Raw genomic sequence first — 20,905 nt, 5'->3', positions numbered from 1 at the left:
CTAGCGCTCCCAGCCCTCGAAAGGATTCGGCCACGTCTCCCAAACGGCAGGGCCCTGCGCCATTTCCTCGTCGTTCAGCAGGCAGGCATCCAGCGCGGCGCACAGGGCTGACTGGTCCATCTGCATGCCAATCAGCACCAACTCCTGCCGAGCATCGCCCACTTGCTCGTCCCATTTGCTGCGGATCAAGGCAACTGACTCAGGGTCATCCGGCCACTGCTCGGGTGCCACCGCAGCCCACCAGTAACCGGCCGGCCCGTGCCGCGCGACTGCGCCGGCCTGCGACCATTGCCCGGCCATGGCGGGCACACAGGCCAGCCAGAAGAAACCCTTGGAGCGCACCACGCCCGGCCACTCACTGTTGACCAGAGTAAAAAAGCGCTGAGGATGGAAGGGGCGACGGGCACGGTAAACAAAACTCGAAATTCCGTACTCTTCGGTTTCCGGCGTGTGGCTGCCGCGCAGCTCCTGCAACCAGCCTGGCGCCTGGGAGGCAGCGCTAAAGTCAAACAACCCGGTATCGAGCACCCGGTCCAGCGGCACCTGACCAAACTCGGCCATCTCGATGCGCGAGCGCGGGTTCAGGCTGGCCAGAATGGCGATCAAGCGGTCGCGCTCCTCCGCGCTGATCAGGTCGGTCTTGTTGACGACGATGACATCGCAAAACTCGACCTGCTCGATCAGCAGATCGACCACGTTGCGCTCGTCTTCTTCGCCCAGTGATTCGCCGCGTTCCTGCACGCTGTCCTGCGAGCTGTAATCACGCAGGAAGTTAAAGCCATCCACCACGGTGACCATGGTGTCGAGCTGGGCAACCTCGTTGAGGCTCTTGCCGTCTTCGGCCTCAAAGGTGAAGGTCTCGGCCACCGGCAGCGGCTCGGAGATACCGGTGGACTCGATCACCAGTTGATCAAAGCGCCCTTCGGCCGCCAGCCGGGATACCTCTTCGAGCAGGTCTTCGCGCAGGGTGCAGCAGATGCAGCCATTGCTCATTTCCACCAGTTTTTCGTCGGTACGCGACAGCTGTGCAGTGCCATCACGCACCAGCGCGGCGTCAATGTTCACTTCGCTCATGTCATTGACGATAACCGCCAGACGACGGCCTTCGCGGTTGTTCAAAAGGTGATTGAGCAGTGTGGTCTTGCCGGCACCAAGAAAGCCGGACAGCACAGTAACGGGGAGTTTGCGGGCTGCAGGTGCAGACCGGGCGAGATCATTCATCGGGTATTCCTCTGGACAGGCGTGAGCAGCCTCACCACCGCACTCTGCTGGGCGTTTAGATTGAGACCGCACAAAATATTACGTTATAACAATTATAAAGATCGAGCAATGTGGCCCGACACGCGGAACTGGCCAGAGGAGGAATAAAAGCACCTGCTGAAACGCAAACAGCCTCCATTGCGGAGGCTGTTTGAAGTCGAGTAACGCGCTGCGTTCAGGCGTTGCTGATATCGCTGGCGTCGTGACGCTCGGCCACCTGCAGGGCTTCATCGCCCCACACGCGGTTGACCCGGCGACCGCGCTGCACCGCTGGCCGCGCGGCAATCTCGGCGGCCCAGCGGCGCACATGCTCGTACTCGTGTACCGAGAGGAATTCAGCCGCCTCATACAGGCCACCTTCTACCAGCACGCCGTACCAGGGGTAGATGGCGATATCGGCGATGCTGTACTCGTCACCGGCCATGTAGCGGTTGTCGGCCAGGTGGCGGTTGAGTACGTCCAGCTGACGCTTCACTTCCATGGAGAAGCGATTGATCGGGTACTCGAACTTTTCCGGCGCATAGGCATAGAAGTGGCCAAAACCACCACCCAAGTAGGGCGCCGAGCCCATCTGCCAGAACAGCCAGTTCATCGCTTCGGTGCGCTTGCCGTGATCGGTCGGCAACAGCGCGCCGAACTTCTCCGCCAGATACAGCAGGATGGAGCCAGACTCGAACACCCGTGTGGGCGGGTTGGTGCCGTGGTCCATCAGCGCCGGAATTTTGGAGTTGGGGTTAACCTCCACAAAGCCGCTGCTGAACTGGTCACCCTCATTGATACGCACCAGCCAGGCGTCGTATTCAGCGCCGCTGTGGCCCAGCGCCAGCAGTTCTTCGAGCATGATGGTGGCCTTGACGCCGTTGGGCGTGGCCAGCGAATACAGCTGGAACGGGTGCTTGCCCACCGGCCGATCCTTGTCGTGGGTCGGCCCGGCAATCGGGCGATTGATACTGGCAAACTTGCCGCCGTTCTCGCTATCCCAGGTCCAGACCTTGGGGGGTGTATAACTGCTGTCAGTCATGCGCTGTCTTCCTATGCTCTGAAATCAGCCCCAAAGGGTAGACGACAAAGAATGTCGAGCCAGGTTCAGCAGGTCAATGCCGAATTCTCGCGCTCGCTGCACTAAAACACCAAGCGTGCGCCAAAGCCCACCAACAGCGCGCCAAAAGCCCAACGCTGCAGCTGCTGCAAGCGTGGGCGCTCGCGCAGCCAGCCACCCATCAGCCTGCCGCTGGCGACGTAAACCAGATCGAAGCACACACCGATCAGCAGCAAAATGATGCCCAGCAGGGTGAACTGCCAGGCCACGCTGCCGCCATGCGGATCAATGAACTGCGGCAACAACACCGAGCAGAACAACAGCGCCTTGGGGTTGCTGATGTTGGTCAGAAGTCCGCGCCAGAATGCGGCCCACACGGTAGGCGAGCGACGCGCAGCGCCGACCTGCGGCACCAATGACGGCGCTCGCCAGATAGAGACGCCCAGCCAGATCAGATAGACCGCGCCGAACAGGCGCACCGCGTTAAAGGTCCAAGGCGCGGTCTGCAGCAGCGCCGCCAGACCAAGCCCGGCCAGCGCCACGTGCGCCGCGCGGGCCAGCGCGAGACCGGCGATGGTGCCAGCGCTCTGCCAGCGCGAATGGCTCGCAGCGGTCTGCAATAGCAACAGCATGTCCGGCCCCGGCACCAGATACGCCACCGCCAGGGCACCAACAAACATCCACAATTCCGTCATTTCAGGCGCGCTCCGGCCGAGTCATCTTTCAATAGCTATGGTAGGGCCGAGTGGCGATACAGGTCATTGCGAGTTAGTGCGCCAACGTTTTAGTTATTGGCATAAACTGCCAGTTAATAATCAAATAAAGTGGGAATATGCCAATGAACTTGGACAACCTGGACAGACGCATCCTCGACGCCCTGCAGCGCAATGCAAAACTGAGCAACGTGCAACTGGCCGAAGAAGTCGGCCTGTCACCCTCGCCTTGTTTGCGCCGGGTGCGCCTGCTGGAAGAGGCAGGCGTGATTCGCGGCTACCACGCGCAGCTGGATCGCAGCAAAGCGGGCCTTGGGTTAACGGTGTTTGTGGGGGTAAAGGTCGAGCGGCACCACGACGAGTCGGCCAACGCCTTTCGCGCCGCGGTGATTGATTTGCCGGAAGTGATTTCCTGCCACGTGGTGTCAGGCGAGTCGGACTTTCTGCTGCAGGTGGTGCTGCCAGATCTGGCCTCCTACGAGGACTTTCTGTTCAGCACCCTGCTCAAACTCCCTGCGGTCAGCGATATTCGCAGCAACTTTGCCATCTCGACCGTGAAGTCGCAGACCGCAGTACCGCTGGATCATCTACCGCAGCGCAGTCTGGGATAACTCAGGCGGCTTCTTCTGCGCCGGTCTCGGCGCGGCGGCCGTAACGCTCGGCCAACACCGCGCAGACCATCAGCTGAATCTGATGGAACAGCATCAGCGGCAGAATCAGCGTGCCCAGCGCACCGCCGGCGAACAGCACCTGCGCCATCGGTACACCGGTCGCCAGACTCTTCTTGGAACCGGCGAAGATGATGGTGATGCGGTCTTCAACGTTAAAGCCCAGACGGCGACCCAGCCAGGCGGTCAGCCCCAGCACCAGCGCCAGCAGCAGGCAGCAGGCGACAACCAGACCCAGCAGCTCGGTCAACGGCACGGTTTGCCAGATACCCTCAACTACCGCGTGGCTGAATGCACCAAACACCACCAGCAGGATCGAGCCCTGGTCCACACTCTTCAACCAGCTCTTGTTACGCGCGACCCAGTCACCGATCCAGCGACGGGCAATCTGGCCTGCAATAAAGGGCAACAGCAGCTGCACCACAATCTTGCCGATGGCATCCAGCGTGCTGGATTCTCCCGCCTGCGCGCCCATCAGCAGCAGTACCAGCAGCGGCGTGACAAAAATACCCACCAGGCTGGAGGTCGCCGCGCTGCAGACCGCTGCAGCCACGTTGCCGCGGGCAATCGAGGTAAAGGCAATGGCCGACTGCACGGTGGCTGGCAGCGCGCAGAGGAACAGAATGCCGAGATAGAGTTCATCGCCCACCAGCGGCACCAGCGCGGGTTTAAGCAGCACACCCAGCAGCGGAAACATGATGAAGGTGCAGGCAAACACCAGCAGGTGCAGGCGCCAGTGGGTCATACCGGCAATAATTGCCTCACGCGATAGCTTGGCGCCGTGCATGAAGAACAGCAGCGCAATGGCCGCGTTGGTCAGGCCATCAAAGGCAACAGCTGCCTGCCCGTGCACGGGAAACAGGCTGGCGGCAATGACGACAGCAATAAGGCAGAGGGTCATGTTGTCAGGTAAAAAGCGTGGTCGTGCCATGGCAATGTCTCGTTTTTCGTTATCAATGTTGCGACGTGCGGGGAGGGAGTTTACTGTCTTGCCCAACGACCGACTAACGCGATTGGATAACACAATGTCGACAAACGGACAAAAGCGCCTGAGTCACCGCGCCGTACCCGACCTGCCCGCCCTGCCCCGGCCGCTGTACGCCCGCAGCGAATCACTGCAGCGCGGCACCACCACGCTCTGGCACAGCCACCCGTGGGCGCAGCTGTCCTACGCCATCTCCGGGGTACTGGCGGTACATACCCACAGCGGCCGTTTTCTGGCGCCGCCGCAGCGGGCGATTCTGGTGCCGCCCGACCTGCCGCACGCGGTCATCAGCTCACCCGATACCGAAATGCGCAGCCTCTATATCGAGCGCGACGCCATGCCCTGGCGCGCCGACCAGTGCGCCGTGCTGGAGATCAACGCGCTGACCCGCGAGCTGATCAACCAGTTTGGGCAGATTCCCATCGAGTACGACGAAAGCGGTGCCGATGGCCGACTGGTTGCCGTACTGCTGGACCAGCTGACCGCCGCCCGTGACACCGGCCTGTACCTGCCCTGGCCGGATGACTCACGCCTGCAGCAGGTGTGTCAGGCGCTGTTCGACAACCCCGAACTGGCGCTGACCTTGGGCGACTGGAGCGCACAGCTCGACTGCTCCGAGAAGACCCTCACCCGCCTGTTCCAGCGCGACACCGGGCTGAGCTTTCGCGCCTGGCGCCAGCGCCTTCGACTGCTCAGCGCCCTGCCCATGCTGGAGCGCGGCGAGCGGGTGACCGACATCGCGCTGGCCTGCGGCTACGACTCCACCTCGGCCTTTATCGCTGCGTTTCGCACGCAGATCGGCATGACGCCTAGCCAGTTTGCCAGCCGCCAATAGCGATCTGGGCCACAGGCTGGCGACCTACCTCAGACTATCAGCGCCCTGAATACCGTATTCCCCAGGACCGCTCTCAGGCCCGCTAACGACCGATCTAGAGCATGTCATAAGTCTTCGGGGCAAAAAGCCGCCCTATCCCAATGGCTGTGCGTTGATCCCGGACAATACCAACATGCTAGACAGCGCCCAGTATCCTCCTAAGCTGAGAGAGGACAACCACGTCCAAGCGACAACAACATCCCGCAGAGGAATGCTTATGAACGTCAACAAACCGGTCATGATTGCTGCTCTGACCATGGCAGCGCTGTTCACGACCGCCGCACACGCCACATCACCCACACCACCGCAACCCACCGCCGAACCCGGCTATGAGCAGCAGGCCGCCAGCGCCGCCCAGTTGCTGCACAAGGCCGTTGCCGCCTACCGCGAAGAAGGCAATGCAGCCTTTGCACGCTTCAGCCGTCAGGGGGAGTTTGTCGATGGCGATCAGTACGTTTATGTCGTCGATGAAAACGGCTACATGCTTGCCAGCGGAGGGCCGTCTGCCGCATTGATTGGTCGAGATATAACTCCGCTGCTGGACCCGGAGCTGCAGGAGGCATTCAACTCCGCGTTACAAGCGCCGGAGTCGAATGCTGTGTCCAGCGCGGAGTATCGCTGGATGAACTGGAGCGACGGTAAGGTCGAACGCAAACACGTGTTCTATCAGAAGGTCGACGGCAAGACCTTTGCCGTTGGCTACTACCTGCCCCGTTCAAGTGAAGCCGCTGCCACTGCCCTGCTGAACGATGCTGCGGCGGCTATTGAAGCAGACCCGGACGCGACCATTTCCCGCATCAACCGCCTGGATCCCGAGTTCAACCGCGATGACCTGTATGTCTTTGTCGTGGATATGACCAGCATGAGCATGGTCGCGCATGGCTACAGCCGTCGCCTGCTCAACATCCACTTCCCGGAGCTGAAGAACCGGGATGGTATGCGTGTCGGACAGAAAATTCTGGATGCGGTGGAAGCAGGTGAACAGAGCGTTACCTACACCTGGCCCAACCCCGTGACCGAGCGACCGGAAGAGAAGAAAACCCTGATCCGCAAGGTCGGCAACTACCTGGTTGCGGTGGGTTACTACCAGGAAACTGAAGCCGAGTAAGCGATTCGGGCTGGTGGCGTTTGCTGCCAGCCCGTATCCAACTAACGCAGTTGGCTGTCCTTACTGGCACTGCGGTTATAACCGGAATCAAAGCGAGCATCTTTTTCCTGCTCGGCCTGACAGGCCAGACACAGGCGCACGCCGGGCAGTGCCAGCCGACGGCGCTCGGCAATCGGCTCGCCACAGACTTCACAGTGAGTCAAACTTTCCCCTTTGGGCAGATCCTGCCGGGCACGCGCCACGGCAGAGTCCAGCGTCGCATCGATCTGCTCCTGTACCGCACCGTCCTGCGCCCAACCACTGGCCATGCTGCCTCCCGCTTCACTCGTCGAAAGCCGCCTGCACTAACAATGGCAGCACCTCACCTGCCGCGCCAGCCAGCAACCATTCGTGCTGACCACCGAACGCCTGCGGCTCAGGGTTAACGTGAACAACCGCCGCCCCTGAGTGCAGCGCGATTTCAGGCACCTGCGCCGCCGGATACACCACGCCGGAAGTCCCCACCGACAGCAGCACATCGCAGTCGGCGGCAGCGGCAAAGGCGGCCTCAAGCGCATCGACCGGCAAACTCTCACCGAACCAGACCACCCCCGGCCGCACCTGACCGCCACAGTGCTCACAGTGCGGCGGCGCAAGCCTGCGCCCTTCTGCAGGCTCCACCGGCGGTGCCGGCGGCATCCGAAACGGCTGAGCGCAGCGACTGCAACGCGGCTGATGCAAACTGCCGTGCAGATGCAGCACATTGGCACTGCCGGCGCGCTCATGCAGGTCGTCGACGTTTTGGGTAACCACCGTGACCTGTGGGACCCGCTTAGCCAGTTCGGCAATGGCGAGATGGCCAGGGTTGGGTAAGCTGCCAAGTACCTGCATACGCCGCGACTCGTACCACCCCCAGACCAGCTCGGGGTCATCCTCGAATGCCTCCGGGGTTGCCAGCTGCATGGGGTCAAAGCGCGACCAGAGTCCGCTGAGGGCATCACGGAAAGTGGCGATACCACTCTCCGCCGACACCCCGGCACCGGTAAACACCACCACATGCCGCGCCTCACGCAACTGCGCCAGCAAACCCTGATCAAACACCATATTCACCACCTCCATTGCCTATTACCAACATCGAGCAGCATTACGGCAAAGCAGGCTAGCAGATGGTATCGCGTCACCTAGCTCGCTGTGGCGCTCTCGGGTGGCAGAAAGGGTAATTTGCCACACTCAGGGAGGGAGTGCGCACCGTCGCTCGTCCCGTTTACGCGGGCGAGTAGCGCAGGGCTGACGGGATAAAGAGTCATAGGATGTCTGAGGCTCGAAGAGCCGAGTTTTATGACTTCCCGTCAGCCCGAGCAACGCAGCGAACCCGAAGGGCCGTGTAGTCGGGTGCCCAGGGGATTGCTAAGGGGGCAGGGCAAGCTGCCCCCTTAGCTCGCCGTAAAAGGCGAAACGCGGACTCAGGAACAACGCTATGCCGACTGAGAATCATCTCTTTCGTTCAAACAGCTGTCGGAGCCCCTGCGCAGCTAGTCAGCAAACACAAACCCGGCCAACGGCACACCCATCGCCACCTGACGGAAGGTGCAAGCCCCTCGGCTCGCGCCAGCGGCACCCGCCACCACATGCAGCGGCAACAGGTGCTCTGCGTCAGGGTGCGCCAGGCCGGCACCCGGTGCCTGCTGCCAATCGGCCAACGCGGCGTCGCGCTCTGCCTGCGGCAGCACGATGGCAGACTGCAGCCACTCGTCAAAGGCCAGCACAGCCGGTGCCGGCGTGGGCAAGCTGGCGCGCATCAGCGGGATGTTGTGAAAGCTCATGCCACTGCCGACGATCAGCACGCCCTGCTCACGCAGCGGTGCCAGTGCACGACCCAGTTCAATGTGTGCCTGCGGGTCCATGTCAGCGCGCAGCGACAGCTGCAACACCGGAATGTCCGCCTCAGGGCGCACCAGCTTGAGCGGAATGAAAACACCGTGATCAAGCCCGCGCTGGTTATCACGCGCGGTGTTGAAGCCGGCACCTTCAAGCAGCTCGGCCACCTCGCCAGCCAACTCCGGCGCCCCCGGCGCCGGCCAGGTCAGCTGGTAGGTGTGCGCCGGAAAGCCGTAGTAGTCATACAGCAGCCCGGGCGCAGCCTGGGTGTTAAGGGTAAAGACCGGCTCCTCCCAGTGGGCGGAGATGACCAGCAGGGCACGCGGTGCCACGTTCAAGGCCGGCAACAGGTTGCGCAGCCAGTCAGCCATGTCGTTCCAGGTGTCGGCCGGCTGCCAGTCCATGAAGAAGCAGGGGCCGGCGCCATGGGGTAAAAATACGGTCGGTAGGCGAGTTGCAGACATCACTCAGTCCTCCTTACAGGCGTGATCAGAAAGGCAGGCCGAAACGACGGTCCAGCGAGAAGCGGTCACCGCCGCGCAGGAAAATACCAAAGGCAGTCAGGGCCCACAGCAGCGGGTATTCGACACCGCCGTCAGTCCAGAAGAAGCCGTTGGCCGTGTGTACGGTCAGCGCCACCCCCAGCATAAAGGTCACCGCCAGCGCCGCCGGGCGGGTCAGCAGCCCCAGCACCAGCGCCAGGCCACCAAAGAATTCGACCAGACCGGCCAGCAGGGCAAACAGGATACCGGGGGACATGCCCAGCGAACCTTCGAAGAACTGGCCGGTGGCTTCCAGACCGTAGCCGCCAAACCAGCCAAATAGCTTTTGTGCGCCATGCGGCATCAGCATCAGGCCGGCGGTGATACGAATCAGCGGATAGCCCAGCGGAGCCAGACGCTCGAAGATGGCCAGACCGGGGGTTACAGTGTTTTGGTTGCTCACGTTGTGTCTCCAGACGTTGCGTTGCGTTGATGGAGAAGAGAATATGATGGTTTCCAAATCCACATAAGACAGCAAAACAGCAACCCATGGTTAACGAAACGGAAACCCTAGGCGGATCACTGGAAGACCTTTACGCCTTCTGCGCCGTGATTGAGTTTGGCACCCTGTCCGCCGCCGCGCGCGAACGTGGCGAAACCAAGGGCAGCATCAGCCGTCGCCTGTCGCGTCTGGAGCAGCGCCTTGGCGTAGCCTTGCTGGCCCGTACTCCCCGCTCGGTCAGCGCCACAGAAGAAGGCACAGCCTTCTATCTCAAGACCCGCGACGCCCTGGCGCTGCTGACCGATGCCAGTGCCAGCGCCCGCGCCGCGCAGGACGTACCCGCCGGTCATCTGCGTTTGACGACGCCGGTGGATCTGGGCGTCGGTGTCATGCCGCCACTGCTGACCGCGTTTCACACGCTGTATCCGCAGATCACCATCGAGCTACTGGCAACCGACGCCCCGCTGGACCTCAGCGCGCACCGCATCGACCTGGCGCTGCGCGCCACCCCCGGCAATCTGCCGGACATGAACTACCGCGCCTCGGCGCTGGCTCACTTTCGTATCCAGCTGTACGCCGCCCCTGATCAACCACTGCCGGAGCATCCGAACGAGCTGGGCGACTACCCGCTGCTGGCCAGTCGCGAGCTGAGCGGCGCCACCACGCTGGAGCTGGAAGACGAGCGTGGCCGCCGCAGTGCGCTGACCGTTCGCCCGGTAATGCGCACCAACGACTTTGCCAGCGCCCTGCAGCTGCTGCGCCACGGTGTTGGGATTGGCCCACTCCCGGACCTGATCGCCCGCGAATCGGTAGCACGCGGGGAGCTGGTACAGGTCTTGCCGCAGTGGCACCTATCACGCGGCACGCTGTTCGCCATCAGCCTGAGCGGCGCTCAGGCACCGGCGCGCGTGCGGGTGTTTCGCGAATTTCTGCGCCAGCGGTTGGGCCCGGATTCCTACACTGGTTAAACTGACGAATACCAACGCCGCACCGGAGTCACCATGCAGATCGAGCTGATCGAGATTCGCGACCACCTCAGCCGCTTCCCGCCGTTCGACGAACTGCCCGAAGAGGTACTCGACGATGTCGCCCGCCAGGTGGAAATCGGCTACTGCAAGGCCGGCACCCAGATCCTGACCTTCAACCAGGAAATCCACGAACTGCATTACGTGCGCAGCGGTGCGGTGGAGATCTTTCGGCGCAATGGCGACCTCTATAACCGTCTGACCGAAGGCGATGTCTTTGGTCACTTCGGCCTGCTGCGACGTAACCGCGTGCGCTTCCCCGCCAAGGCCATCGAAGACACCCTGCTGTATTACATACCCGGCACCCTGTTCGATCAGCTGTGCGAGCAACACGAGCACTTTGCCGACTTTGTCGAGGCCGAGGGCCAGTCGCGCCTCAAGGCTGCGGTGGAGAACGGCCGTGCCAGCGAGCTGATGAAGATCAAGGTGCGCAAGCTAATTTCCCGCCTTCCGGTGACCGTGCCGCTGACCACCAGCGTGCAGGAGGCGGCGCAGGTAATGACCAGCCAGAGCGTCTCCTCACTGGTTGTGGTCGACCCGCACAGCCAGTGGCCCAACCCCGACCGCGTGCCGGTTGCCGAGCCGCACCACGGCGTCATGGTCGGCATCATTACCGACCGCGACTTCCGCACCCGCGTGCTGGCTGAAGGCTTGCCGCTGGAAACCCCGGTCAGCGAGGTGATGTCGCCCAACCCGATCACCGTGCAAGGCGACGACACGGTGTTCGAAGCCATGCTCAGCATGTTGCGCAACAACATTCACCACCTGCCGGTGGTCACCCGCCGCCGCCCGATCGGCCTGATCAACCTCAGCGACATCATCAAGTACGAGTCCCAGAGCAGCCTGTATCTGGTCAGCGCCATCTACAACAAACAGTCAGCCGAAGAGCTGAAAAGCCTGCTGCCGGACGTACGCGCCACCTTTGTGCGCATGGCCCGCGACGAAGCCAGCGCGCACATGATCGGCAGCGCCATGTCCGGTATCGGTCGCAGCTTCACCCAGCGCCTGCTGGAGCTGGCCGAAGACCAATTGGGTCCGCCACCGGTGCCCTACGCCTTCATGGCGCTCGGCTCCATGGCCCGCGATGAACAACTGGTGGTTACCGACCAGGACAACGCACTGGTACTCGACGATCGCTTTGACCCGGCGCAGCACGACGACTACTTCTTCCAGCTGGCGACCATCGTCAGCGACGGCCTCGCCGCCTGCGGCTACAGCTACTGCAAGGGTGGCATCATGGCGACCAACCCCAAGTGGCGGCAGCCGCTGTCGGTCTGGCGTGGCTATTTCAACGACTGGATCGACCGACCCAAACCCGAGGCGCTGCTCAACAGCTGCATCTTCTTTGATCTGGATGCCGTATACGGTGAAAGCGCGCTGGTCGAGGAGTTGCAGGAGCTGCTGGCCGAGCGCGCCAGCAGCAACGAGCCCTTCCTTGCAGCGCTGGCGCGCAACGCTCTGAACCGCACACCACCGCTGGGCTTTTTCCGCACCTTTGTGATGGAAAAGGACGGTCGCCACAAGAACGTGATCAACCTCAAGCGCCGTGGCACCGCGCCGCTCACCGACCTGATCCGCGTGCATGCGCTGGCCTGCGGCTCGCGCGCACAAAACTCCTTCGACCGTCTGGACGCGATCGCAGCGACCAAGCTGATGCCCCCCGAAGCGCTGGAACGCCTTCGCTACGCCCTGGAGTTCCTGTCATTGGTACGCATCCGCCATCAGGCCGTAGACCTGGAAGACGGCATGGACCCGGACAACGAAGTGGAACCGGAAAACATCCCCGCCGCCGAGCGGCACAACCTGAAGGAAGCGTTTCAGGTGCTCAGCAACGCCCAGAAGTTTCTGCGCTTTCGCTACCCGCACCTGCCCGTTACCCGTACGTTATGATTCGTTTTACCCCGGCCGCCCCGGGCGGCCCCGCCATCGACTGGACCAACGAACTGGCGCGCCGCGCCGAGCGCAGCCGTCACCCGGCCCTGCAGACCTTCTATCAGGCAGGCTGCGTCAGCGGTGATACACCGCTGCAGGACGCTCCACTGATGGCCCTGGACATCGAAACGACCGGGCTGGATGCCCGCCGCGACGCCATTGTCAGCATTGGTCTGGTGCCCTTTGACCTGCAACGCATCCGCTGCCGCGACGCCTTCTACGAGGTGGTCAAGCCCGGTGCGCCGCTGAGCGAGGAGTCGATCACCTTTCATCGCATCACCCACTCCGACATCCGCCAGGCTCCGCCCATGACGGCGATCCTGGACCAGGTGCTCAAGGTCATGGCCGGCAAGATCATGGTGGTGCACTACCGGGCCATTGAGCGGACCTTTCTCGATCGTGCGGTGCAGCAGCACCTGGGCGAGTCACTGACCTTTCCGGTGATTGACACCATGCAGCTCGAAGCCCGACTACACCGGGGTAGCGCACAGCCTGGCTGGCTGGCTCGGCTGTTCGGCCGCAAGATCGAGTCGATCCGCCTGGCCGACAGCCGCCTGCGCTACGGCCTGCCACCCTACTCCGCGCACCACGCCCTGACCGATGCGGTGGCAACGGCAGAGCTGCTGCAGGCGCAGATACTGCATCACTACCAGCCGGACACCCCGCTGCGCGACCTCTGGTACTGACTCAGCCCGGCAGCGAGCGCATCTTGCCCGGATTGAGCAGCGAGTGCGGGTCGTTGGCCTTGTCGGGCAGCGCGTCGATATCGGTTCAGCTCAGGTGCAGCTGAAAGCCGGTTTGCACGCTGGTCTCAATGAATAACGCATGCCAGCGGATTACTGCGGGGCTATTTCAAACGGCGTTCAGGGAGTTGAAGAAGGGAAAGTCAGGCGCGCAAGCCAGCGCCAGAGAGGACAAACTCGATAGGCTCCTGCTCGATTTTCTGCCGCACCTCAGGCGCTGTCAGCGGCGACTCCAGCAGCATTTCGGCCTGCAGGGTGTAGTCGGGTCAGCGCCCAGATATGCATGATCAGCAGCCGGCCATCGAGCGGGCGCAGGGCACCGTCGGCCACCCAGCTGTTGATCTTCGCTACCTTGGCGTGGTTCGCCTCCATCGCCCCCGGCCAATAGTTCTCCAGCCGCGTGCCGCCGCTGAGCACCTCCATGGTGCAGATCCGCGACAGCTCAGGCTGCTCCAGCGCATAGTCCAGTTTCACCCGCACAAACTCGCTCAGTGCCTCGCGTGGCGTCAGCTCCGGCTCGGCGTCGAACACAAAAAAACTACGCCAGCTGTCCAGCACCATGCCAATACCTGCGAGTAAAGCGCCTCTTTGTCTTCGATGTAGTAGTGCAGTTGCAACTTCTTGAGCTGCGCACGTCAGGCAGGCGCCTATCCCACCTTGCCTGCTGGCAGAGCATAAGCGGAAACAAAAAAGGGCCGCACGCCGAAGCGGTGCTACCCTTTTGTCAGGCAACCAGACTTAGCGCGGTTCGCTCATCAAGCCCTTGATGATGGCAATACAGCCCACCAGCAGCACGATGGTGAACGGCAAGCCGGTCGACACCGCCATGGCCTGCAAGGCGGCCAATCCACCGCCAAGCAGCAGCGCAATGGCAACCACGCCTTCACCGATCACCCAGAACACGCGCTGCGGCACCGGTGCATTGACCTTGCCGCCGGCGGTGATGGTATCGATTACCAGCGAGCCAGAGTCCGAGGAGGTTACGAAGAACACGATAACCAGCACGATCCCGACGAAGGAGGTGATGGCGGTCAGCGGCAGCTCGCCGAGCATGACGAACAGTTTCAACTCCAGCGCGGCATCCTGCACACCGGTAAAGCCGTCGGCAACAAACTGGCCGATAGCGGTGCCACCAAAGGCGGTCATCCACAGTACCGACACCAATGAAGGCACCAGCAGTACGGCAATCAGGAACTCGCGTACGGTACGGCCACGGCTGACGCGGGCGATGAACATGCCGACAAAGGGCGACCAGCTGATCCACCAGGCCCAGTAGAAGGCAGTCCAGCCTTGGGTAAAGTTGGCATCTTCACGGCCCACAGGGTTGGACAGCGCCGGCAGGTTGGTGACATAGGCCAACAGGTTATCGAAGAAGCCGGTGGCAATCGCCAGGGTCGGGCCAACAATGATGACAAAGCCCATCAGCACGATAGCCAGTACCATGTTGATCTCGGACAGACGCTTCACACCTTTGTCCAGACCCGCGACCACCGAGAGCAGCGCCAGAGCGGTGATGCCCATGATCAGCAGCACCTTGGTGACGTTGCCGGTACCGATATCAAACAGGTAGTGCAAACCGGCAGTTGCCTGTTCGGCACCGAAACCCAGCGAGGTGGCCAGACCAAACAGCGTAGCGAACACGGCCAGGGTATCGATGATATGTCCAGGCCAGCCCCAGACGCGCTCACCCAGGATCGGATAGAAGATAGAGCGAATGGTCAGCGGCAGGCCCTTGTTAAAGGAGAACAGCGCCAGCGCCAGCGCCACCACCGCATAGATTGCCCAAGGATGCAGGCCCCAATGGAAGATGGTCGCCGCCATGCCGAGGCGCTCAGCGGCTGCCGCGTCGCCGGCTGCCCCGGCCAACGGTGCCCAGTCGGTGCGCAGACCATCCTCACCTACCGCCACGCCGCCAAGCGACGAGGAGAAATGCGACATCGGCTCGGATACGCCGTAAAACATCAGGCCGATACCCATACCGGCAGCAAACAGCATGGCAAACCAGCCGAGGTAGCCGTAGTCAGGCTTGGCTTCCATACCGCCAATGCGCACCTTACCCAGTGGCGATACGATCAGGCCGAGACACAAGAGTACAAAGATGTTAGCTGCGCCCAAAAAGAACCAGGCCAGATTACCAGTCAGCCAGTCACGCAGTGCCGCAAACAAAGGGGCCACTTCAGCCTGCAGGGCAAGCGTCAGCACCACGAACAGCACCACGGCCAACGCCGAGATAGTGAATACCTTGCCGTGGATATCGAGGTTGAAAACAAAACTGCCAGAAATGTTGTCCTGACCGATAACGTAGTCGGTGTCGATCAGGTTGGCTTCGCCGGTCGGTGCCGGGATGCCATCGTGGGGGGCCTTAGAGGCCGCGGGGTCGTGCTCATTCAATGGTTCTTTCGCCATCTGAGATGCTCCGATACTTCAGTGCGGGCAATTGCCCGGTGACGTGTTAGCCGAACCGCACAGCGAGACGGGACACCAAAATGAGTCCCCGAGGGGACGCGAAAGCGCCCCTTTGGGCGCGCGGCGGCAACACTGTTGTTAGCCCAAAAAGACAGATTCAGTCACTGTGTTTTTCAGTCGACGCGCGCTAATGATAGCCAGTTGCCGGGCATTAGTGAAATTGCCGCCCCAAAGCGGCGGCACTCAGGAACGCAGATCCCCGCGCAATTGCAGGGTGACGGCGCCGGTAAACAGCATCATCACCTGGTCCTCGGCCAGCGCCAGAATTTCGCTGCGCCGGGCCGGTTCACCCAGGTAATCCAGCGACTGGAACAGCATGTTGCGGTTGACCATGCCGGCGATCCGGCGGACCTGGGAGGCGGATACCAGAGGCGGCATCAGCCCTAGTTCATGGATGTCCTGCGCCATGTCGTCGGCAAACTCATCCATCTGCCGTTGCAGTTCCAGGCGCAGTGCTGGCGAGGGCCCGTGCAGTTCGCGCACGGCTATCAGCACACGGGCACGGTTGGCATACACGTAATCAAAATACAGGCGCAAGGTCTGCCTGCACACCGCCCGCCCCTTGCTGACACCAGCTTCACCAGCGCCCTGCTCGACCGCACCGGCAGCCTGTCGTCGCAACGCGCGCAGCGCCGCACGCAATTCGTCCTTGGACTGGCGCAGCAGCTGCAGGCCAAGGTCTTCCATGTCGCGGAAGTGACGATAAAAGGTATTGGGGTTGAGCCCGGCTTCGCGCGCCAGCTCACGCAGCCCCAGACTGGTCAGACAGCGGCTGCAGCCTGCCAGGCGCTCGGCAGCATCCAGTAAAGCTCGCTTGCCCGGCGGCTCTGCGTTCATGGCAAACCCGCGGGGGGTTAAGGCGCCGAGCGCAAAATTGACAGTACCTGACGCGGCGTCATCGCGTACGCGTCCATCAGCGCCTTGAGTTCTTCGTTAAACGCCAGCTCTTGCTGCAAGCCGCTGTCCTGCTTGAGTTTTTCAAGGTGCTCCAGCTGCGCGGCCAACTCACGCTCAGCGGCGCGAAACTCCGAAAGCTTGCTCATGTCATACCTGTGTGCAAAAAAGGTTGTTAAGGAAGTGCTGCTTGATTTGGCATGCCTCTGGCGCCCGGGCCTGATGCCCGCCGCCAGTACTTGCTCAAGGATTCTACACCAGCGGCGCGCCCGGGACGCACACATCATGCAGCCTACCCGTTGACGCGCAGCTGCTTACGCCGCAGGAGACAGGCCCTATGTCCACCCTTGTGATGCCACCGCGCACCCGAACCAGCGACGGCGCCTTGCGCCGCGTTGGTGTCGAGCTGGAAATGAACGGCATCGATATCGACAGCCTGAGCCAACTCGTCGCCGGCGAAGGCAACTACCAGATCGAAAAGCCCGGTCGCTACGAGCGCCGCCTGACCGGCGATGAAGCCGGAGACTGGGTAGTGGAGCTGGACTCCAGCCTGGTCAAGCGCCTGGGCCGCAAGCCGCGCCCGGAAGACCCGCGCTCCGCCGAACTGATGAGCTCTGCCGAAGACGCCCTGATCTGGGTCGCCGAAGCACTGGTGCCCGCCGAGCTGGTCAGCCCGCCGCTGCCGCTGGACCGCTTGGATGAAATGAACGCACTGATTGCCCGCCTGCGCGAGGCCGGCGCCAAGGGCACCGGCGACCGCCTGACCAATGCCTTTGGCATGCAGTTCAACCCTGAAATCCCGGACGACCGCCCCGAGACCATTACCGCTTATTTGAAAGCCTTCCTGTGCCTGTACGACTGGCTGGCCGAACGCACCGAGGTAAACCTAACGCGGCGCATCACGACCTATGTGGACCCGTTCCCGGCCGCCTACGTCAAACGCGTCACCACGCCCGAATACTGGCCCGATCAGGCGCGGCTGATTGATGATTACCTGGAGCACAACCCGACCCGCAACCGCGCGCTGGACATGCTGCCGCTGTTTCGTCACCTCGACGAGCAGCGCGTGCTGGCCCGCGCGCCGGACCCGCTGATCAAGGCGCGCCCCACCTTTCACTACCGCCTGCCCGACTGCCGCATCGATAAGCCCGGCTGGGACATGACCCCCGCCTGGAACGACTGGCTGCAGATTGAACGCCTGGCCTGCGACCGCGAACGCCTGCAGCGCTGCTGCGAGGCCTATCAGCAATGGCTGCATCAGGGGCTGAGCAGGCTGCTGGAAAGCTGGCCACGGCAGCTGGAACGGGACTGGCTCAGCAGCGAGGCGTCATGAAGCGCCCCCGCATTGCCATTACCGGCCCCCGACGCGGGGCCTTTGGGCCGCGCTTTCTGGTGGCACGCGCAATCCGCTACTACGGCGGCGTGCCCATCCAACTGGGGCCGGGAGACGAGCGCCGTCTGCCGCGCTACGACGGCGTGGTGGTGACGGGCGGGCACGACATCGACCCGGTGCTCTATGCCGCCGAGCCGGAGGTCAAACCACGCTATGACACCGCCCGCGATGCCCTCGAAACCGCCGTCATCGACGACGCCCTGCACCGGGGCCTGCCGCTGCTGGGTATCTGCCGGGGCGCGCAGCTGCTGAACGTACGCTGCGGCGGCAATCTGTTTCAGGACCTGCGCTCACGCCGCAAGCTGACCTCGCACCGGCGCACCATCCTGCCGCTGAAAACCCTCTGCGTAGACGCCGGCAGCCATCTCGCCCGACTGCTTGGCGCGCAACACGCGCGCATCAACAGCCTGCACAATCAGGCCATCAACCAGCTTGGTGAGGGACTGGTGGTCAGCGCCCGCGACCTGGACCAGATCACCCAGGCGGTCGAAGCACCCGGGCGGCGCTTTGTCATGGGCGTGCAATGGCACCCGGAGTTTCTGCTGTTTCTGCCGCGCCAAAGGCGGCTGTTCAAGGCGCTGGTGTCGGCGGCGCGGGAGCTGGGGTAGCACCATCTCTGCCATCAAGTAACCCGGTTTGCTGGTGACCAACGACGTCGATGATTAAGATGCGAAGGCGTTTACCCCATCGCCCCTTGCGACTAACGGAAAAGGCCAACCCCATGCGCAGGCCCCAACGGACTACCGGCCTCCTGTCACCCATCCTGCTTACGGCATTACTTGCCCTGTTGGCCAGCGGCTGCAACGCCCCATCCGAACACCGCGATAACGTCTTCGCAGAGTTAAACCGGCGCGGCATCAGTACCGACATCAACGGTTTAAAAGCCGCCACCAGATCACGTCAAGATGACGGCGCCTTTCTGTTTGCCGACATCGGCTTTTTCGACACTATCAGTGATGCCGACCTCCTTGAGGCCTTGATCCACGCCGCCAACACCGGCAATTTTGGCTTGGCCTACGAGCTGGCACGCCTCGACAACAACGCACAGCTCGATCCTCAGAAGCTACAGCAAAGCTTTGATCAGTCCGTGCGGCGCAGCCTGCCAACGCTAACCGCCGCGCTGCTCCGTCACGGCGCACGGCCGGGCCCCGACACCCTGTTTCAAGCTGCTTACACTGACGACTTTCAGCAGACCACGCTGCTGCTGCAGTACGACATCGACTTTACCCAGGCCCGCAATAACGAAGCGCTACGCATGTCGGCACGACTGGGCAACCTGCAAACCCTCAAGGCCCTTGTCCAGAGTGGCAAGGCCCCGGATGAGCTGATCAACCGCGCCCTGCACTTTGGGGCACTGACCGAAAAAGGTGCAGTGGTAAGGTATCTGGTGGATTGGGGCGTTCCAGTAAACTATCCCGACAACCGAGGCTGCACGGCGCTGCATTACCTGGCGCAGGATGGCCAGGTTGGCGATGTGCGCTACCTCGTTGAACAGGGCGCCGAGGTCAACCACCCCTGCCGCGGTCAGCAAACCCCGCTGACCTGGGCCCACTACGACAAGAATCAGCCGGTGATTGATTACCTGCTGAGTGTCGGCGGGACCCAACCCTGAACTCACCGGGACAATGCCGTAATTTCCCCTGTAAATCGGAGTACCCGTGTCCGTCGATCCGCTGAAAACCCTGTCCGATCTGGTCAACGATGCCCATACACAAATTCAAGCGGCGCATCAGCACATCAACCCAGTAGTCGAGGTGCGCCAGAGCATGCGTGATGTCGGCATCCCCGCCGATGTGCTCACGCTGGACTGCTTGCGTACCCAGCGCCGTATCACCCTGATCCTGCATGACCAGCATCCGGGCGTGGTGCTCTACCAGTTCGTCACCCGGAAAGAAGAAGTCGGCGGTGAATTCAAGCAAATGGCGCTGGCGCAGATGAGTAGCCAAACGCTGTTCGACTGGATGCAAGACCACTTCGCCTAGTCCCCGGCTAATCTGCCGCCCAACGCTTGCGCGCATGCAGATAGGCGGCGGTGTCCCCGTAGCCCAGCCGCTCCCCGACTTGGGCGCGGGTCAGGCCCTGCAGACTCAGGTACTGATCCAGCTCGGCGCGCACCAGATCAAGCAACTGACGAAAGTTCAGATCCTGCTCCTGCAGCCTGCGGCGCAAGGTGCGCGGGCTCAGGTGCAGCAGATCGGCAATACTCTCCAGCGCCAGCAGCTCGCCACGCAGCATTCCTTCGCGCAGATGCTCGGACACCTGTCCAGCGGTACCGCCGAAGCGGCGCTGCTGCGCCAGCCGGCGGTCCAGTTCAAAGCAGACCAGCTCAAACATGCCCTGATTGGCACCGGGATTGGGGTGCAGCAGGTCGGCGCGTCGAAACCACAGCTGGTTGTACGCTGCGCCAAACTCCAACTGCTCACCCAGCAGCGGCTGATACTCGGCCCAATACGCCGGCTCCGGATGACGCAGGCACACCCGTGCGGGAATCAACTGACGCTCGGCAGCGGCGTTCAGCTGCGTGACGGCCATGGTCATGTAGTGCTCGACCAGATAGCGCTCAAGCACCTCGGCAGAATGCACCCGGATGCTGACACCAAGCAGGTCATCGCGCTCCACCTGATCAACCGCATCTAGTGACGACGCCAAACGCTGATAGCGCACCCAGCAGGCGGTAGACTCCGCAGCATTGGGCGCGTAAAAGCCGAGACAGGCCAGCACGTGCCAGTCCTGCCGTGAAAACTGCGAAAACAGATGCAGACCAATAGCCGGGTCGTGGGCTGCGGCTCTGAGCCAGAGCTGCTCCAGCGCCACCAGATCAAAGTCCTGACGCTCGCCACACTCATGCAGAAAGCGCTGCAGCACACGCCCTAGCGGGCCGTGGTGATAGAGCTGCACCGGCTTTTTGGCCACATCAACTATGTTTTTGTCCTCTGCGCGCATGTTGGATCGGTCCGGTTTGGC

At 62.3% G+C, this 20,905-nt stretch carries 23 protein-coding genes; 10 read left to right on the top strand and 13 right to left on the bottom strand.

Features of this window, described 5'->3' with window-relative positions:
* The 3 genes from zigA to BM116_RS05915 all read right to left on the bottom strand — a co-directional run bounded on the left by zigA (position 1) and on the right by BM116_RS05915 (position 2,994).
* Positions 1-1,221, bottom strand: coding sequence for a zinc metallochaperone GTPase ZigA (gene zigA, locus BM116_RS05925; RefSeq protein WP_083726498.1), 1,221 nt, complete (start codon positions 1,219-1,221; stop codon positions 1-3).
* Between the two features lie 214 nt (positions 1,222-1,435).
* Complete coding sequence (yghU, locus tag BM116_RS05920) at positions 1,436-2,281, bottom strand: glutathione-dependent disulfide-bond oxidoreductase (protein ID WP_083726500.1); 846 nt, start codon at positions 2,279-2,281, stop codon at positions 1,436-1,438.
* A gap of 101 nt (positions 2,282-2,382) precedes the next feature.
* Positions 2,383-2,994: a LysE family translocator gene (locus tag BM116_RS05915; RefSeq protein WP_083726502.1), complete on the bottom strand. Its 612-nt coding sequence runs from the start codon at positions 2,992-2,994 to the stop codon at positions 2,383-2,385.
* 143 nt (positions 2,995-3,137) lie between these two features.
* On the opposite strand from BM116_RS05915, the gene BM116_RS05910 reads away from it, so the two are divergent.
* Positions 3,138-3,623: an Lrp/AsnC family transcriptional regulator gene (locus BM116_RS05910; protein WP_211276269.1), complete on the top strand. Its 486-nt coding sequence runs from the start codon at positions 3,138-3,140 to the stop codon at positions 3,621-3,623.
* A gap of 1 nt (position 3,624) precedes the next feature.
* On the opposite strand, the gene BM116_RS05905 is transcribed toward BM116_RS05910, so the two are convergent.
* Positions 3,625-4,611: a bile acid:sodium symporter family protein gene (locus BM116_RS05905; protein ID WP_083726506.1), complete on the bottom strand. Its 987-nt coding sequence runs from the start codon at positions 4,609-4,611 to the stop codon at positions 3,625-3,627.
* A gap of 94 nt (positions 4,612-4,705) precedes the next feature.
* On the opposite strand from BM116_RS05905, the gene BM116_RS05900 reads away from it, so the two are divergent.
* On the top strand, positions 4,706-5,500 hold the full coding sequence (locus BM116_RS05900) for an AraC family transcriptional regulator (RefSeq protein ID WP_083726508.1): 795 nt from the start codon (positions 4,706-4,708) through the stop codon (positions 5,498-5,500).
* 256 nt (positions 5,501-5,756) lie between these two features.
* Positions 5,757-6,647: a cache domain-containing protein gene (locus BM116_RS05895; protein ID WP_235846707.1), complete on the top strand. Its 891-nt coding sequence runs from the start codon at positions 5,757-5,759 to the stop codon at positions 6,645-6,647.
* A 41-nt stretch (positions 6,648-6,688) separates the two neighbouring features.
* On the opposite strand, the gene BM116_RS05890 is transcribed toward BM116_RS05895, so the two are convergent.
* The 4 genes from BM116_RS05890 to BM116_RS05875 all read right to left on the bottom strand — a co-directional run bounded on the left by BM116_RS05890 (position 6,689) and on the right by BM116_RS05875 (position 9,449).
* Positions 6,689-6,955: a DksA/TraR family C4-type zinc finger protein gene (locus tag BM116_RS05890; protein ID WP_083726510.1), complete on the bottom strand. Its 267-nt coding sequence runs from the start codon at positions 6,953-6,955 to the stop codon at positions 6,689-6,691.
* Between the two features lie 13 nt (positions 6,956-6,968).
* A complete protein-coding gene (locus tag BM116_RS05885) occupies positions 6,969-7,730 on the bottom strand; it encodes an SIR2 family NAD-dependent protein deacylase (protein WP_083726512.1) in 762 nt (253 codons plus the stop codon).
* A gap of 428 nt (positions 7,731-8,158) precedes the next feature.
* Positions 8,159-8,968 carry a DODA-type extradiol aromatic ring-opening family dioxygenase gene (locus BM116_RS05880; protein WP_083726514.1) on the bottom strand — a complete coding sequence of 270 codons (810 nt, stop codon included), beginning with the start codon at positions 8,966-8,968 and terminating at the stop codon, positions 8,159-8,161.
* 25 nt (positions 8,969-8,993) lie between these two features.
* Positions 8,994-9,449 (bottom strand): DoxX family protein, encoded by a 456-nt coding sequence (locus tag BM116_RS05875; protein ID WP_083726516.1) that lies wholly within the window; start codon positions 9,447-9,449, stop codon positions 8,994-8,996.
* Between the two features lie 86 nt (positions 9,450-9,535).
* Here BM116_RS05875 and BM116_RS05870 point away from each other — a divergent pair, with 86 nt between their 5' ends.
* Genes BM116_RS05870 through BM116_RS05860 form a run of 3 tightly spaced genes read left to right on the top strand, consistent with a single transcriptional unit; the run spans position 9,536 to position 13,131 of the window.
* Entirely contained in the window at positions 9,536-10,456 is a 921-nt protein-coding gene (locus BM116_RS05870; protein ID WP_083726518.1) for a LysR family transcriptional regulator, read from the top strand.
* A gap of 33 nt (positions 10,457-10,489) precedes the next feature.
* Complete coding sequence (locus BM116_RS05865; RefSeq protein WP_083726520.1) at positions 10,490-12,403, top strand: DUF294 nucleotidyltransferase-like domain-containing protein; 1,914 nt, start codon at positions 10,490-10,492, stop codon at positions 12,401-12,403.
* Entirely contained in the window at positions 12,400-13,131 is a 732-nt protein-coding gene (locus tag BM116_RS05860) for a 3'-5' exonuclease (RefSeq protein WP_083726522.1), read from the top strand. Before BM116_RS05865 ends, BM116_RS05860 begins: the two co-directional genes overlap by 4 nt.
* Positions 13,132-13,398: 267 nt before the next feature.
* On the opposite strand, the gene BM116_RS05855 is transcribed toward BM116_RS05860, so the two are convergent.
* The 4 genes from BM116_RS05855 to BM116_RS05840 all read right to left on the bottom strand — a co-directional run bounded on the left by BM116_RS05855 (position 13,399) and on the right by BM116_RS05840 (position 16,697).
* Entirely contained in the window at positions 13,399-13,749 is a 351-nt protein-coding gene (locus BM116_RS05855) for a TetR family transcriptional regulator C-terminal domain-containing protein (protein ID WP_083726524.1), read from the bottom strand.
* Positions 13,750-13,926: 177 nt separating this feature from the next.
* The gene (locus BM116_RS05850; protein ID WP_083726526.1) at positions 13,927-15,594 is read right to left on the bottom strand and encodes a BCCT family transporter; all 1,668 of its coding nucleotides are present in this window, start codon (positions 15,592-15,594) and stop codon (positions 13,927-13,929) included.
* 243 nt (positions 15,595-15,837) lie between these two features.
* Positions 15,838-16,491 (bottom strand): TetR family transcriptional regulator, encoded by a 654-nt coding sequence (locus BM116_RS05845; protein ID WP_083726528.1) that lies wholly within the window; start codon positions 16,489-16,491, stop codon positions 15,838-15,840.
* A 17-nt stretch (positions 16,492-16,508) separates the two neighbouring features.
* Positions 16,509-16,697, bottom strand: a complete 189-nt coding sequence (locus BM116_RS05840) for a hypothetical protein (protein WP_083726530.1) — start codon at positions 16,695-16,697, stop codon at positions 16,509-16,511.
* A 188-nt stretch (positions 16,698-16,885) separates the two neighbouring features.
* Between BM116_RS05840 and BM116_RS05835 the strand changes: the two genes are divergently transcribed.
* The 4 genes from BM116_RS05835 to BM116_RS05820 all read left to right on the top strand — a co-directional run bounded on the left by BM116_RS05835 (position 16,886) and on the right by BM116_RS05820 (position 19,923).
* Entirely contained in the window at positions 16,886-17,881 is a 996-nt protein-coding gene (locus BM116_RS05835) for an amidoligase family protein (protein ID WP_083726532.1), read from the top strand.
* On the top strand, positions 17,878-18,549 hold the full coding sequence (locus tag BM116_RS05830; RefSeq protein ID WP_083726534.1) for a gamma-glutamyl-gamma-aminobutyrate hydrolase family protein: 672 nt from the start codon (positions 17,878-17,880) through the stop codon (positions 18,547-18,549). The genes BM116_RS05835 and BM116_RS05830 overlap by 4 nt, the downstream gene beginning before the upstream one ends.
* Positions 18,550-18,662: 113 nt before the next feature.
* Positions 18,663-19,553 carry an ankyrin repeat domain-containing protein gene (locus tag BM116_RS05825; protein WP_169847254.1) on the top strand — a complete coding sequence of 297 codons (891 nt, stop codon included), beginning with the start codon at positions 18,663-18,665 and terminating at the stop codon, positions 19,551-19,553.
* Between the two features lie 46 nt (positions 19,554-19,599).
* Positions 19,600-19,923: a hypothetical protein gene (locus BM116_RS05820; protein WP_083726538.1), complete on the top strand. Its 324-nt coding sequence runs from the start codon at positions 19,600-19,602 to the stop codon at positions 19,921-19,923.
* Positions 19,924-19,930: 7 nt separating this feature from the next.
* Here the strand turns inward: BM116_RS05820 and BM116_RS05815 are convergent, their stop codons facing one another.
* Positions 19,931-20,884, bottom strand: a complete 954-nt coding sequence (locus BM116_RS05815; RefSeq protein ID WP_083726540.1) for an AraC family transcriptional regulator ligand-binding domain-containing protein — start codon at positions 20,882-20,884, stop codon at positions 19,931-19,933.
* Positions 20,885-20,905 lie beyond the last annotated feature (21 nt).

The organism is Halopseudomonas pachastrellae (genome assembly GCF_900114765.1).
GTDB lineage: Bacteria > Pseudomonadota > Gammaproteobacteria > Pseudomonadales > Pseudomonadaceae > Halopseudomonas > Halopseudomonas pachastrellae.
This window is presented reverse-complemented; position numbering and strand designations above follow the sequence as displayed.

Coding starts and splice junctions, on each gene's coding strand:
- zigA (WP_083726498.1), bottom strand. CDS start 1,221: ATGAATGATCTCGCCCGGTCTGCACCTGCAGCCCGCAAACTCCCCGTT.
- yghU (WP_083726500.1), bottom strand. CDS start 2,281: ATGACTGACAGCAGTTATACACCCCCCAAGGTCTGGACCTGGGATAGC.
- BM116_RS05915 (WP_083726502.1), bottom strand. CDS start 2,994: ATGACGGAATTGTGGATGTTTGTTGGTGCCCTGGCGGTGGCGTATCTG.
- BM116_RS05910 (WP_211276269.1), top strand. CDS start 3,138: ATGAACTTGGACAACCTGGACAGACGCATCCTCGACGCCCTGCAGCGC.
- BM116_RS05905 (WP_083726506.1), bottom strand. CDS start 4,611: ATGGCACGACCACGCTTTTTACCTGACAACATGACCCTCTGCCTTATT.
- BM116_RS05900 (WP_083726508.1), top strand. CDS start 4,706: ATGTCGACAAACGGACAAAAGCGCCTGAGTCACCGCGCCGTACCCGAC.
- BM116_RS05895 (WP_235846707.1), top strand. CDS start 5,757: ATGAACGTCAACAAACCGGTCATGATTGCTGCTCTGACCATGGCAGCG.
- BM116_RS05890 (WP_083726510.1), bottom strand. CDS start 6,955: ATGGCCAGTGGTTGGGCGCAGGACGGTGCGGTACAGGAGCAGATCGAT.
- BM116_RS05885 (WP_083726512.1), bottom strand. CDS start 7,730: ATGGTGTTTGATCAGGGTTTGCTGGCGCAGTTGCGTGAGGCGCGGCAT.
- BM116_RS05880 (WP_083726514.1), bottom strand. CDS start 8,968: ATGTCTGCAACTCGCCTACCGACCGTATTTTTACCCCATGGCGCCGGC.
- BM116_RS05870 (WP_083726518.1), top strand. CDS start 9,536: ATGGTTAACGAAACGGAAACCCTAGGCGGATCACTGGAAGACCTTTAC.
- BM116_RS05865 (WP_083726520.1), top strand. CDS start 10,490: ATGCAGATCGAGCTGATCGAGATTCGCGACCACCTCAGCCGCTTCCCG.
- BM116_RS05860 (WP_083726522.1), top strand. CDS start 12,400: ATGATTCGTTTTACCCCGGCCGCCCCGGGCGGCCCCGCCATCGACTGG.
- BM116_RS05855 (WP_083726524.1), bottom strand. CDS start 13,749: ATGGTGCTGGACAGCTGGCGTAGTTTTTTTGTGTTCGACGCCGAGCCG.
- BM116_RS05850 (WP_083726526.1), bottom strand. CDS start 15,594: ATGGCGAAAGAACCATTGAATGAGCACGACCCCGCGGCCTCTAAGGCC.
- BM116_RS05845 (WP_083726528.1), bottom strand. CDS start 16,491: ATGAACGCAGAGCCGCCGGGCAAGCGAGCTTTACTGGATGCTGCCGAG.
- BM116_RS05840 (WP_083726530.1), bottom strand. CDS start 16,697: ATGAGCAAGCTTTCGGAGTTTCGCGCCGCTGAGCGTGAGTTGGCCGCG.
- BM116_RS05835 (WP_083726532.1), top strand. CDS start 16,886: ATGTCCACCCTTGTGATGCCACCGCGCACCCGAACCAGCGACGGCGCC.
- BM116_RS05830 (WP_083726534.1), top strand. CDS start 17,878: ATGAAGCGCCCCCGCATTGCCATTACCGGCCCCCGACGCGGGGCCTTT.
- BM116_RS05825 (WP_169847254.1), top strand. CDS start 18,663: ATGCGCAGGCCCCAACGGACTACCGGCCTCCTGTCACCCATCCTGCTT.
- BM116_RS05815 (WP_083726540.1), bottom strand. CDS start 20,884: ATGCGCGCAGAGGACAAAAACATAGTTGATGTGGCCAAAAAGCCGGTG.